Here is a 15,681-nt window from a genome sequence, read left to right as displayed (position 1 = left end):
CCTATACTTAGGATTTTTCCTAACTTGCAGTAAAATAAAGTTATGCAACAGAGCTTTGTATGGGAAGGATTACTGTATGATACCGAAGAACATTGCGCGGTAAATTATCACAGCGATGAAATCATTATCCGCAGTGAAATTGAAGGCTGGGCCGGTAAGCTACCGGTGTATATCGAATATTTTTTAAAGCTTACGACTAACTGGGAGGTGCTTGAGATTGACATGCGCTACACGCTGAGGCAGGAAGAACACCACCACGTCTACACACGCAATGGCGCGATATGGACGAATAAAAGCGGTGCTGACCTGGCCGACTTTGGTGAAGCTGTTTTTGTAGATATTTCGTTTACGCCATTAACTAACACATTGCCCATTCGCTCGCTTAATTTTATTGAAGGCGAGCCTCAGCAAATAAGCGTAGTATATTTTGATGTGCTTGAGAATACCATAAGCCACAAAGTGCAGCGTTATACCAAAAAAGGCGGCAACAGCTGGATGTATGAAAATACAGATGATGATTTCAGCGCGCTCATAACTACTGATGATAATGGTTTTGTTACCGATTACCCTAACATATTTAAATTGCTAAAAACCAAATAAATGGACACCAAAATACAAATAGAAGCCCTTGAAGAACGCCTTATCGCAGCCATGAAAGGCAGTAACGTTGCGGAGCTGGATGCCCTGCTGGCAGATGGCCTTATATTTACCAATCATAACGGGCACCTGATAACAAAGCAGGATGACCTGCAAACCCACAGCAGCGGAAAGCTTGAGATATACAGTATTGATATAAGTGCACAGCTTATTGAAGTGCTGGATAGTAATACGGCAATTGTATCGGTGGTTAAAAACCTAAGCAGCGAATATGACGGGCATGTCTCGGTAGGTATTTTCAGGTTTACAAGGGTGTGGCATTTTAACGGAAGCCAATGGCAGGTAGTGGCGGCGCACTCCAGCCAGTTAGTTTCATAATTATTGGGTTATGGATATCATTTATCGAACCGATGTTATGCCCGATACGGCGCAGGTCATAGAAGTTTATAAGAGTTCCGGCCTAAACCGGCCTATAGATGATGAAGACCGCATTGCCGAAATGTACAGCAATTCTAACCTCATTATTACGGCATGGCATGATGATAAACTTGTGGGTGTGGCGCGTTCGCTTACCGATTTTTGCTATTGCTGCTACCTGAGCGACCTGGCAGTACACGACGATTATAAACAGCGTGGTATTGGTAAAAAATTAATAGCGCTTACACAGCAAAAAATGGGTGATACTGTAACACTGATATTACTTTCGGCACCGGGCGCTATGGAATATTACCCCAAAATGGGGTTTGATACAATAACTAATGGCTTTATAATTAACAGGAAGCGCTAATTACAGCTTAGAAACCACGGCCACCACCTGCAATGAAATATTTATGCCATAATTAATATCCTTGTTCTTTACGCCAATAAAGGGTTTGCTCATCTTAAGGTCTTTTACCTGTACAATACCTGATTTGTAATTGAGCCGTGATCCTGCAGGGAAATATTCAATATGCCCATTTTTCATAAAATTTTCGCAGTGTTCCAGTTCTATCAGGTAAATGTCGGCTACATCGTTTCCAATGGGCGGGTTTAATGTATTCAGTAAAATATTGTTGGGTCCTGCCGGCTGTGCCATGTAACGTGCAAGCTGTGCATCCAGGTCAAATTTCTTAGAAAGTTCGGTAGCTATAGAGGCATCCTTCGACACTACATATTCATAGTACCATTCTACTGTATTGGGTGGCAGCTCTACAGGGATAAGCGATTTAGAGTGCCCCTTTTTATAAAAATCGTCTGTGGTACTGTTAAGAAATATATTTTGTACAGGCATCTTAGTAACATAGTAGGTAGCCTTTTTCTCAAAGCGCTGCCCGCTCTCATCAAAAACAACTTCTTCGGTAGGTATGCCGTTTCTGTAAACAGTTTCACGTTCTACAGTGCCATTTTCCCTGTATGCTGTGCATTTCCCATCATATACAAATGGCTTTTCGCTGAGTAACTTATATTCGGCTTTAATTGCGCCATTTTTATAAAAATCCCTGCACCATCCTATGGGCTCGCCCTGATCAAAATTAATTTCCCGGTAATATTCACCATCAGTGCTTATCTCGGCAAAATTACCCTCCTTATCAAGCGAAAAGCGCCATTTACCATGCCGTTTCTTATGGTAAGTAAGGTTTACAGGATCCAGGGTTATAACAGTTTCCCGCGAAGGGTCAATTATTTTTTCAATAAATTTAACGCTTTGTATATTAACATCATTGCCCATATAAGGCTGGTCTGCATTTTCAAATAAATAAGCATGCAGCTTATTTATTTGAAAACTTACATCGCCAAGCAGCCAGCTATCGCTTTTTTCTACATTAGCACAATAATAAAAATTTTGGCTACTCCCTGGCGGTGGTACATAGAGCGTTTCACGGCTTCCGGGCTTTAGGGTAAACCATCCTTCGGAGAGCCATCCGGATCCGGTTTTAAAATACGCGATGGCAACATGTATTTTCATGCTGCCTTTGTTTTCAAATACAACCTGGGCGGATGATTCAGAAAACAACAGCACTGCTGCAATAACCAGTAAGTGTTTCATTTTTGGGGTAGTTTATTCGGACAAGGCAATATAATAATTAGTTTAATTTTAACAGAAGTCATATTTGTGCTATGTGTCGACTATTTTTACCTTTTACCGTTTTTTGTGAGGCTTTACTATAAAGTAATATCCTGTGTCCTGGCTATGCATTAGTATTCGTTAAAAAACCTTATATTTATCTTGCAATTGATATAAGCCTTATGAAACTAAAAGTAATAGCCTTTGATGCTGACGATACGCTCTTTATAAACGAACCCTATTTTGAAGAAACAGAGAAAGCTTTTTGCATATTGATGGAAGACTACCTTAGCCACCAGAACATTAGCAAAGAAGTTTTCAGGATACAAATTAAAAACCTGCCGTTATATGGTTATGGTATAAAGGCTTATATATTGAGCCTGGTGGAGACCGCCATAAGCATATCTGGCGGTACCCTTACAAGTAAACACATTACCCGCATACTCGATTTGGGTAAAGAACTGCTGCAAAAACCTATAGAGCTTATTGATGGGGTAGAAGAAACCCTAAAACAGCTTCACGGCAAATATAAACTGGTAGTAGCTACTAAGGGCGACCTTAAAGACCAGCAGCGCAAGCTGCACGACAGCGGCCTGGGCCCTTATTTTCACCATATCGAAGTAATGGCGGATAAGGAGGCTGTTAACTATGAGAAGTTGTTGAAGCGCCTTGAGATAGAACCTAATGAACTGATGATGATAGGGAATTCGCTTCGCAGTGATGTGCTCCCTGTGCTGGAGATAGGTGGATATGCCTGCCATATCCCGTTTCATACCACCTGGGCGCATGAGCGCATAGACCATGAGGTGGTGCACCCAAATTTTAGCCCCCTGACCGACATACGCCAGGTAACACAAGTAATAGAAAGCATTGGTTAATATGGAACCGACTTTTTTTAAAACGCAAAACGATTTCAGGCTATGGCTCGAGGACAATTATAAATCGGAAACCGAACTACTTGTTGGTTTTTATAAAGTAGGCTCAGGTAAGGAAAGCATGACCTGGCCAGAATCTGTAGACCAGGCAGTGTGCTACGGCTGGATAGACGGTGTGCGGCGCACTGTAGATGGCGAAGCATACAGCATACGCTTTACACCCCGAAGAGCAGGCAGTATATGGAGTGCAGTAAATATTGCGAAAGTGGAAAAGCTAACAAAAGTCGGCCTCATGAAAGATGCTGGCCTGGCCGCGTTTGGAAAACGCACGGAAGCAAAATCAAGGATCTATGCATTTGAACAGGAAAAAACAGCAGAACTGCCGGAAGGGTTACTCAGTATTTTTAAGGCAGATAAACCAGCATGGACTTTTTTTGAAGCCCAGCCACCGGGCTATAAAAAACAGATCCTGCACAGGATAGTTACAGCAAAGCAGGAAAAGACTAAATTGCAGCGCCTTGAAAAGCTTATAGAAGCCTCAGCCCAAAACAAACGATTAACGTAAATAATGAAACCACAAAACTACAGTAACCACATACGCTGGTATGTGCCGCACCACTTTATATTTTATCCGGTTATGCTTGTTGCGATGGGCTTATGTGCCTGCCGTGCCTGGTGTATGGAAGATGAACGTGTAATATGGCTTGCTATAGGGTTTGCCTTTGGCTGCCTTACATGGCTTAGTTATATGCTGCGCCAGCACTATGCGCTTACATTGCAAAACCGGCTTGTATTGCACGAACTGCGCTACCGTTATTTTGTTATCACTGGTAACCGTTTAGAACCTTTAGAAGAACAACTTACAGAAGGCCAGTTGTTTGCCCTGCGCTTTGCATCCGATGAGGAATTTGTGCCGTTACTAAACCGTGCTATTTCAGAGGGTCTTTCGGCAGGTGCTATTAAAAAAGCAATTGTTAACTGGAAGGGCGATTACAGGAGGGTTTAGTTTTTTAATATAGAATAGTTATTTTTCACCTCAAATTTTACCACAAAGTGCACAAAGATTTTCACAAAGTTAGCCGCCTTTGGCGGAAGGACACAAAGCTTTACGTGCCAGCGTTGTGCACGTAATAATTTAAAAATACGTTTTATTTATTATGCTTTGTGGCCCTTGTGAAAATCTTTGTGCACTTTGTGGTAAAAATATCCAAATAAACCTCACTTAAAATTCTTTAAAAAATCATCTTTGTAGGTTACGGATATTTCTACTTCACTGCCGTCTTCGAGCGTTATATAACTGCCTTTATTATAAAGCTTTACAAAATTAAGATTGATAATGTGTGACTTATGTACACGCAAAAATGGCAGGGGTAGCAGTTCGTGAAAATGCTTCAGGAAACGGCACGCCATTTTTTTTGTACCATTGGTAAGGTACAGGTCGGTAAAGTTACCATTACCCTTAAGACGGACAATTTCTTCCATTTTTACTACTTCAAAACCCTCCATGGTTGGTAAAATTACGCGCTGCTTACCCGGCGTACTTTCCCTAAAGTTTTCTACTATAATCTTATTGCGGTTAAATGCCTCGCTTTTAACTATTTGCTGCTGCACTTTGTTTACGGCCAGTATCAATTCCTCAATGCTTATGGGCTTAAGCAGGTAATAGGCCGCGCTCTGGTTCAGTGCCCTTAGCGAATACTGCGAAAATGCCGTTACAAATATGGTTTCAAACTGTAAATCGCTGCAAGCCTCCAGCACGTCAAACGCGTTGCCAAACGGCATCTCCACATCCAGGAATACCAGCTGCGGCTGTAGTTCGTGCAGTAGCGGTACCGCCTCACGGCTGTTTTGGGCTTCGCCCACTATTTCTACCTGGGGGCAGTATTTTTGCAGGTAGTTACGCAGCACATCCCGGGCTGCGGCTTCATCTTCTACAATTACGCTCCTTATTTTTTGAAGTCCTGTCATATACTATAAATAAGCGGGAATATTATCTGTACTACGGTACCGGTTTCGGGCAATTGCTTTTCGGCAATGCTAAAGGTAATCTCCTTTTTATAGAGTTCGCCCAGCAGCCCTATACGCTCACGGGTATTTGTTATCCCCCTTGACTTGTGTATCTTTTGGTTGTCGGTCTTTAATTCGCTGCTTTTGGCCAGTCCTATACCATTGTCTTCAATGGTCACAATAACGCTGCTGCCCGAGCGGTAAAATGCCACTTTTAGGCAACCCTTCTCATCCTTATAGCGCAGGCCATGCCATACAGCATTTTCCAGGTGCGGCTGTATAATCATGTTTGGCACATACAGGGCATCTGTATCAAGAGATTCGTCTACGGTAATGGTATAGTCAAATTTATTTGCAAAGCGCATGTGTTCCAGCTGCAGGTACTTGTTAAGCTGCTCTATTTCATTACCCAGCAGGATAAAATCCCGGTTAGAGTTCTCCATTACATTGCGCATCAGGTAGCTGTAAGAGGTAAGGTACTTATTTGCCTGCAGCTCGTTGTTTTGCGAAATAAAATGGTTTACGCTGTTAAGGCTGTTAAATATAAAATGAGGGTTCATTTCGCGGCGTAGCGACTGCAATGCAATTTCACGGTTTTTATTCTTTATTGCATAAAACGCCTTTACTATGGTACCCACAAAAAATAATAATAACACTAATGACCCCAAAAGGAAGTAGTTGAATATATTTTTACGGGATATCAACTCATCTTTAAGTACTTTTTCTTTTTCAAGCTGTTTTATTTTTTGCTCGGTAACCTGAATGGTTTTTGCATCGACCAGTGTGCTGTCGTGTTGTATGAGGCTGTCAAATTCATTAAAAAAGCGTTCATATAGTGGCGTGATGCTTTTTGAATCCCCCACTGATTTGTAGTAGCCTACCAGGCCCTCAAGGCTCTTTTTAGCCGCAGTTGTCTTGCCCGATTTCAGCGCTATTTTGTAGGTTTCTTTAAGTACGGGTACTGCTTCGTTTGGTGTTCCTTTTTCAAAATAAATATCAGACAGCGTTTGCAGGTAGCCCAGCTGAGCACTGAGGTTGTTGTGAACGCGGGCGGTATCCAGCAACCGCTTGGTCGAGGCTATAGCATCGTCATACCTGCTTGTGGCTACCAGTACCTTGCTCAGGCTGTTGTTTATCATTACTATTTTCTCAGGCTCATCGGCATAGGTTATCGCTTTTTTATAGCTTTTAATGGCCTCTTTGGTATTATTGCTTTTCAGGTCTATCTCCGCTTTTTTTACATACGCTTCAGATGCCTCTTCCGTTTCCTTATCATTTTCGAGCAGTTTAATATTGCCACGCACATATTTATCCTGCTCTACGGTATTACTGCTGTTTTTTAACCGGTTAAAGTCGTTATAATTAAGGGCTTCACTTTTAGCATCGGGGCTAATTTTTTCGGCAGCTTTATAGTTTAGGGCAGCTGCATTCAGTTTATTTTGTTGTTCCTGCACTTTTGCAATACTGCGGCTCAGGCGTGCCATGGCACTTTTGTCTTTTAATGATGTGTATACTTCAAGCGCCTTTTTATAATATTCTTCAGCGCGCGGATAATCGGCCTTAGCCTCAAAGCCGGCTGCCAGCCTTTCATAATCGGGTGCTATTTCTATGTTGCTATTTTTTTTCAGGGAGTTTTGCAGCGCATTTCCGGCGGCTGTTACATCAATTACCTTTTGTTCATACGCCTTTTGTTTCTTCTTAATGGTGTCCTGAGCCTGTAGCTGAGGGGCTATAAGCATAGAAAGAAACAGTGCTACAATGGTATGGGCTAAGCGCATAATGGGTATAAGATTTTATAAATGTAAAATAAATTATTTAAAAACAGTTTTCCTATGGTTTTTACCAAGTGAAATATCCGTTTTACCCATTCTGCAAAAACCGTTTTAGTAAGCCGCATACATTTGCTTTGTAATCATAACCAATTAACAATGAAACAACTGTTACTATTCTTATTTGTTATTAGTTCACTTTTTGCCAATGCGCAGCAGCCGGCAGATAATACCAAATTTATTGAAGTAAACGGCAGCGCCGAAATAAGCCTGAGGCCTGATGAGGTAGAATTTGAAGTTAACCTTATGCAATACCACGACGGCAAAAAATGGGTTGCTGTTGATGAGGTGGAAAAAGAGTTTTATGCTGTGCTTGAAAAAAATGGTGTTCCCGTTAAAGCGCTTACGGCCGATAACGCGGGTATATATGCTTCATATTCTTATTATTACTGGTGGCACTGGTGGTATTACTACAGAAACCAGACTGATAGAAAAGTGGTGCGCTTTACTGTAAAGCAAAATACCGATATACTGACATTGATGAAAGATTTTAATGAAAAAAAATGGCTGGATAACCTCAGTATAGTAAGTTCTAAAAGCACCGATATATTAAAATACCGCAAACAGGTAAAAATTGAAGCCATAAAAGCCGCCCGGGATAAAGCCGAATATCTGCTGGAAAGCATAGGGGAGGAGCTTGACGGTATTATAAGTGTGGTAGAGGTGCCTGAGGTTAGCAGTACCGGCACAGGCAACTATCCTTATTATGACAGGTACAACGGATTTATATATGGAGGCATAAATGGCGGCTACAGGCAGCAAAGCACATCGAGCAATGTGGTGCTTAATGCCGGAAGCATGAGTAGGGGCGGAAGTAATGATACCGGCATACAAAACATGGCTGAAATAAAAGTGCGCTACGAGATAAAAGCAAAATTCAAAATAAAATAATAACATTCTAAAATTCCACCCATCATGAAAAGAAGACATATTTACCCATTACTTTTATTGAGTGCATCTATAAGTTTTGCAGGCTGCAAAAATACCGAACAGGACACTACTGACCCGCTTTATATTGCGGCAAACAATCCCGCCGACGTGCCAACCGTACCACCTGTGCCTATAACCAATAAGATACAGGTAGCATTGCTGCTTGATACCTCTAACAGTATGGACGGCCTTATTGAACAGGCAAAATCGCGACTGTGGAATATCGTAAACACGCTTACTACCTTAAAATATTCAGGGCAAACGCCCGATATACAAATAGCCCTTTATGAGTATGGTAACGACGGGCTGGCACAGCAAAGCAACTACATCCGCCAGGTGGCGCCGCTCACTACAGACCTTGACCTTATCTCAGAGAAACTTTTTGCCCTGCGTACAAACGGCGGCAGCGAATATTGCGGCGCTGTAATACAGGATGCCACACGCCAGCTTACCTGGGGGAATGACGAAAAGGATATGAAGTTGGTATATATAGCCGGTAACGAAGGTTTTAACCAGGGCGGCGTTAATTATAAAGAGGCTATTAGGGATGCGCTGGTAAAAGATATATTTGTAAACACTATTTTTTGCGGCAACGCGCAAGAGGGTATAAGCCTGCTCTGGAAAGATGGAGCCGACTTTGCCAAGGGTAAATTTTTTAACATAAATTCAAACGAGGCGGTTCAATATATTAATACACCTTATGATGATAAGATAAGCGAATGCAATGTCCGTATGAATAGTACCTATGTAAACTATGGTGCTCAGGGACAGGTTAAAAAACAGATGCAGGTACAACAGGATGCCAATGCCGAAAGTATCTCTACCGCTAATTACACAGAGCGTGCCGTGAGCAAATCTAAAGAGGTTTACAAAAATGATAGTTGGGATCTTGTAGATAAGGTTAAAGAAGATAAAGAAGCTGTAAAAAAATTAAAGAAAGAAGAATTGCCCAAAGAATTGCAAAATAAAACCGAGGCACAGATAAAAGCTTATGTGGAGCAAAAAGCGGCAGAACGTAAGGCGATACAGCACGAAATAGCTACCCTTGCTAAAAAGCGCCAGGAATATATAAATGCCGAAGCCAAGAAGAATAAGTCCGGTGCAGACTTGGGTGATGCCATAACCGCCTCTATACAAACGCTTGCAAAGCAAAAAGGATACAGTGTAGAAAAATAAACCAACCACCAATCTTACCGGCCAACCAATTTATAAGTCCCTTGCTCAAATTAAGCAGGGGATTTTGTTTTAAAGTATGGTATGCACACCCTAGGTTTTTAACAATTGTCATCATTTGTTTAAGAATTGAATACTTTTCAACAATTTTCTCTCTTTGTAGTAGTATTATTATAATTATAACATTGCATTTTAACTGATTTTTTTGCCTTACATCGCTAATTATTTTAAAATATGCACATTTTACATTATTTTATTTAAAATATAACAATTTGTTATTTTTGTTTTTTAAGAAAATTATTAAATATAATTCAATAATTTATTTTTAGCAGCTTATCAAAATGTTTCATTTGTTTTTTTAGGTGCCCTAATGTTATAAAACAGTAAATATTTAGCCACTTATGTTGAATATTTGTTTAATCTATACATTTGGCTCCTTAACAGTTGTAACATGAAAGAAAAGTACTTACAAGCGCTGGTGGGAGTACCACCTGCAGGAAATGTGTTGTTTGGCAGTAACTGCCTTACAGTTTTTAAAAACAGGTTTTTGCTCTTAGGGGCATTTTTACTCTTAGGCTTTTTACAGTCTTATGGTCAAACCCTTATTTCGCCTACAGGCGATGGCGGATTTGAGAACGGAACTACATTTGCTGCTAACGGATGGACGGTGGTAAATCACCCTACTAATACAAACCGTGTTTGGTACGTAGGTACCGGCCAAACTGGCTATACGGGAAACCGTTGTGCATTTATTGGCAACAGTGCTACTAATGTAGGCTCCTCTGGTGCAACCAGAACGGTACACATTTACAGGTCAATAACAGTACCGGTAGGCGCCACAAATATTGTATTATCATTTAAATACAAACAGGCAGCCGCAGACGTTTTTTCGGGTACCCCCTATGACTATATAGCGGTATATACCTCTACGGGAACACCTTCAAGTGGGAGCTTACCAAGCGGTACAGGCACAGCGCTCCAATTTGGCCCATACCCGATAGCAAATGTCACAAGTTTTACTGCACAAACGGTAACGTTGCCCAATGCGTTAGCCGGAACAACAACGAACCTTATCTTTACTTTTAATGCCGATAATGTAGCTCCGGATGGTTACGGTGCAATAGACGATGTGTCACTTACTTACGTACCAGCAGGAACTCCAAATATTAGTGTGGGGTCTGTTGCTACATTTGGTAATGTATGTACAAATGCGTCTGCTACAAATTCATTTACATTATCGGGAAGCAGCCTTACAACCGCAGATGTGGTGGTAGGCCCCTTAACAGGCTATACATTTAGTACCACATTAAGTGGTACATATACTTCTTCATTAGCGTTAACGCCATCATCAGGCACCCTAAGCCAAACGGTATATGTAAAGCTTACACCAACCGGTATACAAAGTTATAATGGTAGTATTCCCGTATCAGGAGGTGGCGCCACTGCAATATCAGTCGCCGTAACCGGTGCTGGTGTTAATTCTGCACCTACAATAACTGCGGCAGGTACTGCAGGAAGCACCACCACTACATCCACTACCATATCCGGTTCCGCTGTAACTGCGGGCTGTACTACTACCACTGTTTATGGTATAGAATACAGTACCAGTTCTACTTTCACTTCAGGGACAGGGACACAGGTTTCCAGTGCCAACCTCGCAAGTGGGGTATATGGCACAAACCTTAGCAGCCTTTCTCCGGGTATTACATATTATTATAGGGCCTATGCAACCAATAGCGGGGGCACAACATACTTCCCAGCCGGTACACCTCTAAATTTTACTACGTTATGTAATAGTACAACAGTGCCTTATTCATTAAATTTTGAGTCGGTTACGGTACCGGCCATACCGTCATGTACTACAATACAAAATGCGGGATCAGGCAATAACTGGATAACATCTACAGGTTCTTCAAGTGCGCCTGCGGGCAAGGTATTACAGTACACCTACAATAGCAGCAATGCTGCAAATGCATGGTTTTTTACGCAGGGGCTTAGCCTTACCGGCGGTACTTCATACCGGTTAATATACAAATACAGCTCAGCCGGTACAACACTTACCGAAAAGCTAAAAGTAGCTTATGGTACAGGTGCAGCCGCAGCCGATATGACGATACAGCTTGCTAATCATACAAATATTGCCAGTACAACGCAAACTACTGCTACCATTGATTTTACCCCGGCAACTACAGGTGTTTACTACATAGGTTTTAATGCTTATTCTGCGGCAGACCAATGGAATCTTTATGTTGATGACATATCTGTAGACCTGACACCTTCATGTTTGCCTGCTACAGCACCTGTTTCAAGCGCGGTTACTACAAGTACAGCAACAATATCCTGGACGGCTTCAACTTCGTCACCCGCCAGCTATGAATATTACGTGAGCACTACAAATACTGCGCCTACAAGCCCAGCTTCACCCCTTACCACAACCGGTACGTCGGTGGGCCTTACAGGATTGCCAGCAGGCACACAGCATTATTTTTGGGTGCGTTCCTTGTGTGGTGCCGGTAATAACAGTACCTGGACCTCTTCAGGCACCTTTACAACCTTAAAACTTGAGCCTACAAACTATGTAACTAATCTTGCAGTAAGCGCTGCTACTACTGCCCAGGTAACCTTTACCTGGACAGCTGCCACAGGAACTGTTACCCCGGATGGTTACAAACTTACCGGCAGTACTACAGACCCGGCCGCAACCCCGGTAGACGGCACTGATGCTGCCAATGCTAATCTAAGTACGCCCAGCCCGGTAATAAAAGTTGCGGGTGGTGCCACTACAACCGGATCTTTAGCGGGTGGTACGGCAGGTACTATGTATTATTTTAAAAACGTGCCGTATACTAACAGTGGCACGGCTATAGATTATAAAACCGACGGTACCATACCGGCGCTTAACTATGCTACCCGCCCTGGCAATGTTACTGTAACTTCAAATACAGGAGTTGGCACTAATGCTGCTACACTAAACTGGACATTGCCCGGTACATTTGACCCTACCAGGCATACTGTGCTGGTTTTTGTAAAACAAGGTACAACGGCTGTAACAGTGGGTACCCCTACAGCAGACCCTTCAACATATATGGCAAGCACCACATTTGGATCAGGTACTGTATACCAGGGCGATGCTTTGGCTTATAACGTGTATAACGGTACAGGAACATCGGTAACGGTTACCGGGCTTAATGCGAACAATTCTTATACTGTGGGCTTTGTAATAGTAATGAAGGCTGCCAACTATAACAGTACCTACACCTATTCTTCAGGGGCAGCCGGTAGTATATTAACGACATGCCTTGAGGTAACATCTTTTCCATGGACAGAAAATTTTGATGGAATGACAACGATAGGCTCTGGTGTTGTGCCAGGCTGCTGGAGTACTGTTACAGGAACAAAGGCATGGACATCTGCTAATGCTGCCACTACTACCTACAATCTTCCTAAAACAACCCCTAACTATATGAACATTGCGTGGAGCAATACCGTAGCAAGTTCGTTATGGACGCCTGGCTTTGCACTTACAGCAGGAACACATTATGATTTTAGTTTCTATTATAATACTAATGGAACTGCATCAGACTATATGGGTTTTACAGGGGATGTACTGGCTAACACAACCGCATCGGCTACAGGTGCCACAAACATTGGTACGTTTATTACGAGCTCAGTAGGTACGGCAGGCTATACGTTGTATACCGTCACTTTTACGCCTACCACTACAGCTACTTATTATTTTGGCCTTAGCGTTACCTCTACAAGCAGTCCGTGGTACTTAGGAGTAGATGATTTTAAACTAGATTTAACTCCGGCATGTGCCTCGCCTTCAGGTGGGTACACAAGCACATCGGTTGCGGTTACGACAGCAACTATAGGTTGGACAAACCCTGTAAATGTGCCATCTACAGGTTATGAATATTACTATAGCACAACAAATACGGCACCTTTAGATGCTACAGCTGTTGTCCCTGAAAATATTGTAACAACAAATTCGGCATCTTTAACATCGTTAACAACTAATACAAAATACTACTGGTGGGTTCGTTCTGTTTGTGGAACAGATAAAGGCCTTTGGGCTAGTGGTGGTTCGTTTACAACGCTCCAGGTTCCGGGAACTATCGATTTTGTGGATAATTTTGAAGGCGCAGCGAACTGGACAATGGTAAATGACACGCAGCTTAATAAATGGTATATAGGTACTGCTGTGAATAACGGAGGGTCTAAATCATTATACATTAGTGATGATGGAGGTATTACAAATACCTATGAATCAGAAACAGAAATTTCAGTAACACAGGTTTACCGCGATATTACTATCCCGGCGGGTACCACAAACCTTGCTCTTTCCTTCGACTGGAAGGCTTTTGGCGAAGTATATGCTACAGACCAGTACGATTATTTAACCGTATGGTTAGTTCCTGTAACCTATATTCCCACAGCCGGTACAGAAATAACTTCGGGTTCAGGCAGGATACAGGTGGGTACATATTTTGGTAACCAGTCAAGTTTTACAAATTATGTAAATGCAGCGGTTGATGTAAGCTCGTTTGCGGGTAGCACTATGCGCCTGGTTTTTCAATGGACCAATGACGACGTAGATGGTTTCCAGCCCGCAGCTGCTATTGATAACGTGGTGCTAAAAGTGCCATGTACCGCACTAATAACAAGTGTAACAAATGGAGAGCGTTGTGGTTCCGGCCCTGTAACACTTCAGGCTGTGGGTACCGGGGCTACCGAATACCGCTGGTATACCACGGCATCGGGGGGTACCTATACAACTTCAACAACCGGTACCTGGAATACACCATCGTTAACCTTTACTACTACTTATTATGTAACGGCTTATAATGGCAGTTGCGAGTCTGATGCAAGGACGATGGTAATCGCTACGGTAAAAGGAGGCCCTGACCAGATTACGGTTTCAGGGGTTACCTCGCCTCCGGGTGCAGACGCCTGTAATGTTGATTACGTGGAACTAACTGTAGGCAATAACAACGTTGCTAACCTTGTAGCTGAAGGTTTTGAAAATGATGATGCAAACACGCTGTTTACACTTACTACAAATAATGGTGCAATTTATAGTGAGTCATATTATACACAAGGTACGCGGGCTATTTCTTTGGTAGGTTATGGTGGTACTTATGGAAACGGTAACACAACAGCAACACTTACATCGGCGATAGACCTTACCAAATATTCTGGTAATGCTACCCTTACTTTTGATCATATTTGTGCAAGCCAGGCTGGTGCTGATTATGGTACAGTGCAATTTTCTACTAACGGAGGTGCTAACTGGACACCTTTCCCTGCCAGCGCCTACCAGGGATCAGGTACACTTACTAATACTACGGTACGCTTTGACTCCAGCAGTTACACTGCATGGGCAAGCCAGTTTACCAGTGCATCATCTACACCGGGTACGGCCCCAGCTACCGCACTATTTAGGTCAGAAACCATTAATCTTGCGGAATATCTTACCAACACTAATTTTTTAATACGTTTTAGGTACACTTATAACGGTGCTACTGATTACTATGGTTGGGTAATAGATAACGTAAAGATTAGCGGTACGCCTGTAATTACATGGGCGCCTGCTACAGGCCTGTATACTGATGCAGCTTTAACAACAGCTTATTCTGGCAGCAATGCTACTACGGTTTATGCGGCACCAAGCGGAAGCCAGGCTTATGTAGCAACGGCTAACATAGGTACCTGCCCTAAAACGGCATCGCAACTTGTAGAAAATTATAAGAAACGTTTTGTAGGCACAGGTACAGACTGGTCTGCAAGCGTGGGCACCGATTGGTTTCCTGCGGGTATACCTACAGTGGCAGACTGTGTTACTATACCTTCGGGAAAAACCCTTACTGTAACTTCGGGTACGGCATATGCTAATAATCTTACTGTTGCAAGCGGCGCTATGCTTACCGTAAACAGTGGCGCTACCCTGAGGGTGGAAAGTAACATTACAAGCAGCCAAAGTACTCCTAACATAATAGTAAATAACAACGGCGCCATAGTACAGGGCACCGCTGCTACCGCAAATAATAACACCGGTAAAATAGAGTTCCATAAGCTGAGTAACCCGCTTTACAGGCTGGACTACACCCTGTGGTCTGCGCCAATAACGGGCCAAACGCTTCGTACGTTCTCTATGGGCACCTCTAACAACCGTTTTTATATATATGACTATGCCTTCAACGGCACCGCGTATGTACAGGGTTAT

Annotated in this window: 11 protein-coding genes and 1 pseudogene; 9 read left to right on the top strand and 3 right to left on the bottom strand. The window is 42.5% G+C overall.

Features of this window, described 5'->3' with window-relative positions; genetic code table 11:
* Positions 1-42 precede the first annotated feature (42 nt).
* The 3 genes from ACLI09_RS16900 to ACLI09_RS16890 are packed head-to-tail and all read left to right on the top strand — an operon-like array spanning position 43 to position 1,384.
* A complete protein-coding gene (locus ACLI09_RS16900; RefSeq protein ID WP_411420826.1) occupies positions 43-600 on the top strand; it encodes a putative glycolipid-binding domain-containing protein in 558 nt (185 codons plus the stop codon).
* Entirely contained in the window at positions 601-975 is a 375-nt protein-coding gene (locus ACLI09_RS16895; protein ID WP_411420825.1) for a nuclear transport factor 2 family protein, read from the top strand.
* A 10-nt stretch (positions 976-985) separates the two neighbouring features.
* Positions 986-1,384: a GNAT family N-acetyltransferase gene (locus ACLI09_RS16890; RefSeq protein WP_411420824.1), complete on the top strand. Its 399-nt coding sequence runs from the start codon at positions 986-988 to the stop codon at positions 1,382-1,384.
* Here ACLI09_RS16890 and ACLI09_RS16885 read toward each other — a convergent pair whose 3' ends face one another.
* Positions 1,385-2,623 carry a DUF1036 domain-containing protein gene (locus tag ACLI09_RS16885; RefSeq protein WP_411420823.1) on the bottom strand — a complete coding sequence of 413 codons (1,239 nt, stop codon included), beginning with the start codon at positions 2,621-2,623 and terminating at the stop codon, positions 1,385-1,387. It lies immediately after the preceding gene.
* 200 nt (positions 2,624-2,823) lie between these two features.
* Here ACLI09_RS16885 and ACLI09_RS16880 point away from each other — a divergent pair, with 200 nt between their 5' ends.
* From ACLI09_RS16880 to ACLI09_RS16870, 3 genes are read left to right on the top strand one after another with little or no spacing between them, the layout of a single operon-like run.
* Positions 2,824-3,519, top strand: coding sequence for an HAD family hydrolase (locus tag ACLI09_RS16880; protein WP_411420822.1), 696 nt, complete (start codon positions 2,824-2,826; stop codon positions 3,517-3,519).
* Position 3,520: 1 nt separating this feature from the next.
* Positions 3,521-4,081: a YdeI/OmpD-associated family protein gene (locus ACLI09_RS16875; RefSeq protein ID WP_411420821.1), complete on the top strand. Its 561-nt coding sequence runs from the start codon at positions 3,521-3,523 to the stop codon at positions 4,079-4,081.
* A gap of 3 nt (positions 4,082-4,084) precedes the next feature.
* On the top strand, positions 4,085-4,522 hold the full coding sequence (locus tag ACLI09_RS16870; RefSeq protein ID WP_411420820.1) for a DUF6526 family protein: 438 nt from the start codon (positions 4,085-4,087) through the stop codon (positions 4,520-4,522).
* A 212-nt stretch (positions 4,523-4,734) separates the two neighbouring features.
* On the opposite strand, the gene ACLI09_RS16865 is transcribed toward ACLI09_RS16870, so the two are convergent.
* Together ACLI09_RS16865 and ACLI09_RS16860 are read right to left on the bottom strand one after the other, a co-directional pair.
* The gene (locus ACLI09_RS16865; protein ID WP_411420819.1) at positions 4,735-5,484 is read right to left on the bottom strand and encodes a LytR/AlgR family response regulator transcription factor; all 750 of its coding nucleotides are present in this window, start codon (positions 5,482-5,484) and stop codon (positions 4,735-4,737) included.
* On the bottom strand, positions 5,481-7,301 hold the full coding sequence (locus ACLI09_RS16860; protein WP_411420818.1) for a histidine kinase: 1,821 nt from the start codon (positions 7,299-7,301) through the stop codon (positions 5,481-5,483). The genes ACLI09_RS16865 and ACLI09_RS16860 overlap by 4 nt, the downstream gene beginning before the upstream one ends.
* A gap of 150 nt (positions 7,302-7,451) precedes the next feature.
* Here ACLI09_RS16860 and ACLI09_RS16855 point away from each other — a divergent pair, with 150 nt between their 5' ends.
* The 3 genes and pseudogenes from ACLI09_RS16855 to ACLI09_RS16845 form a co-directional block, all read left to right on the top strand.
* Positions 7,452-8,243: an SIMPL domain-containing protein gene (locus tag ACLI09_RS16855; RefSeq protein ID WP_411420817.1), complete on the top strand. Its 792-nt coding sequence runs from the start codon at positions 7,452-7,454 to the stop codon at positions 8,241-8,243.
* Positions 8,244-8,267: 24 nt separating this feature from the next.
* Positions 8,268-9,458 carry a vWA domain-containing protein gene (locus ACLI09_RS16850; RefSeq protein ID WP_411420816.1) on the top strand — a complete coding sequence of 397 codons (1,191 nt, stop codon included), beginning with the start codon at positions 8,268-8,270 and terminating at the stop codon, positions 9,456-9,458.
* Positions 9,459-9,906: 448 nt separating this feature from the next.
* Positions 9,907-15,681, top strand: a pseudogene (locus ACLI09_RS16845) (hypothetical protein); the annotation flags it as partial.

Source organism: Flavobacterium sp. RHBU_24 (assembly GCF_046613695.1).
Lineage (GTDB): Bacteria > Bacteroidota > Bacteroidia > Flavobacteriales > Flavobacteriaceae > Flavobacterium.
Note: the sequence above shows the minus strand (reverse complement) of the source record. Positions and strands in the feature narration are given on the sequence as shown.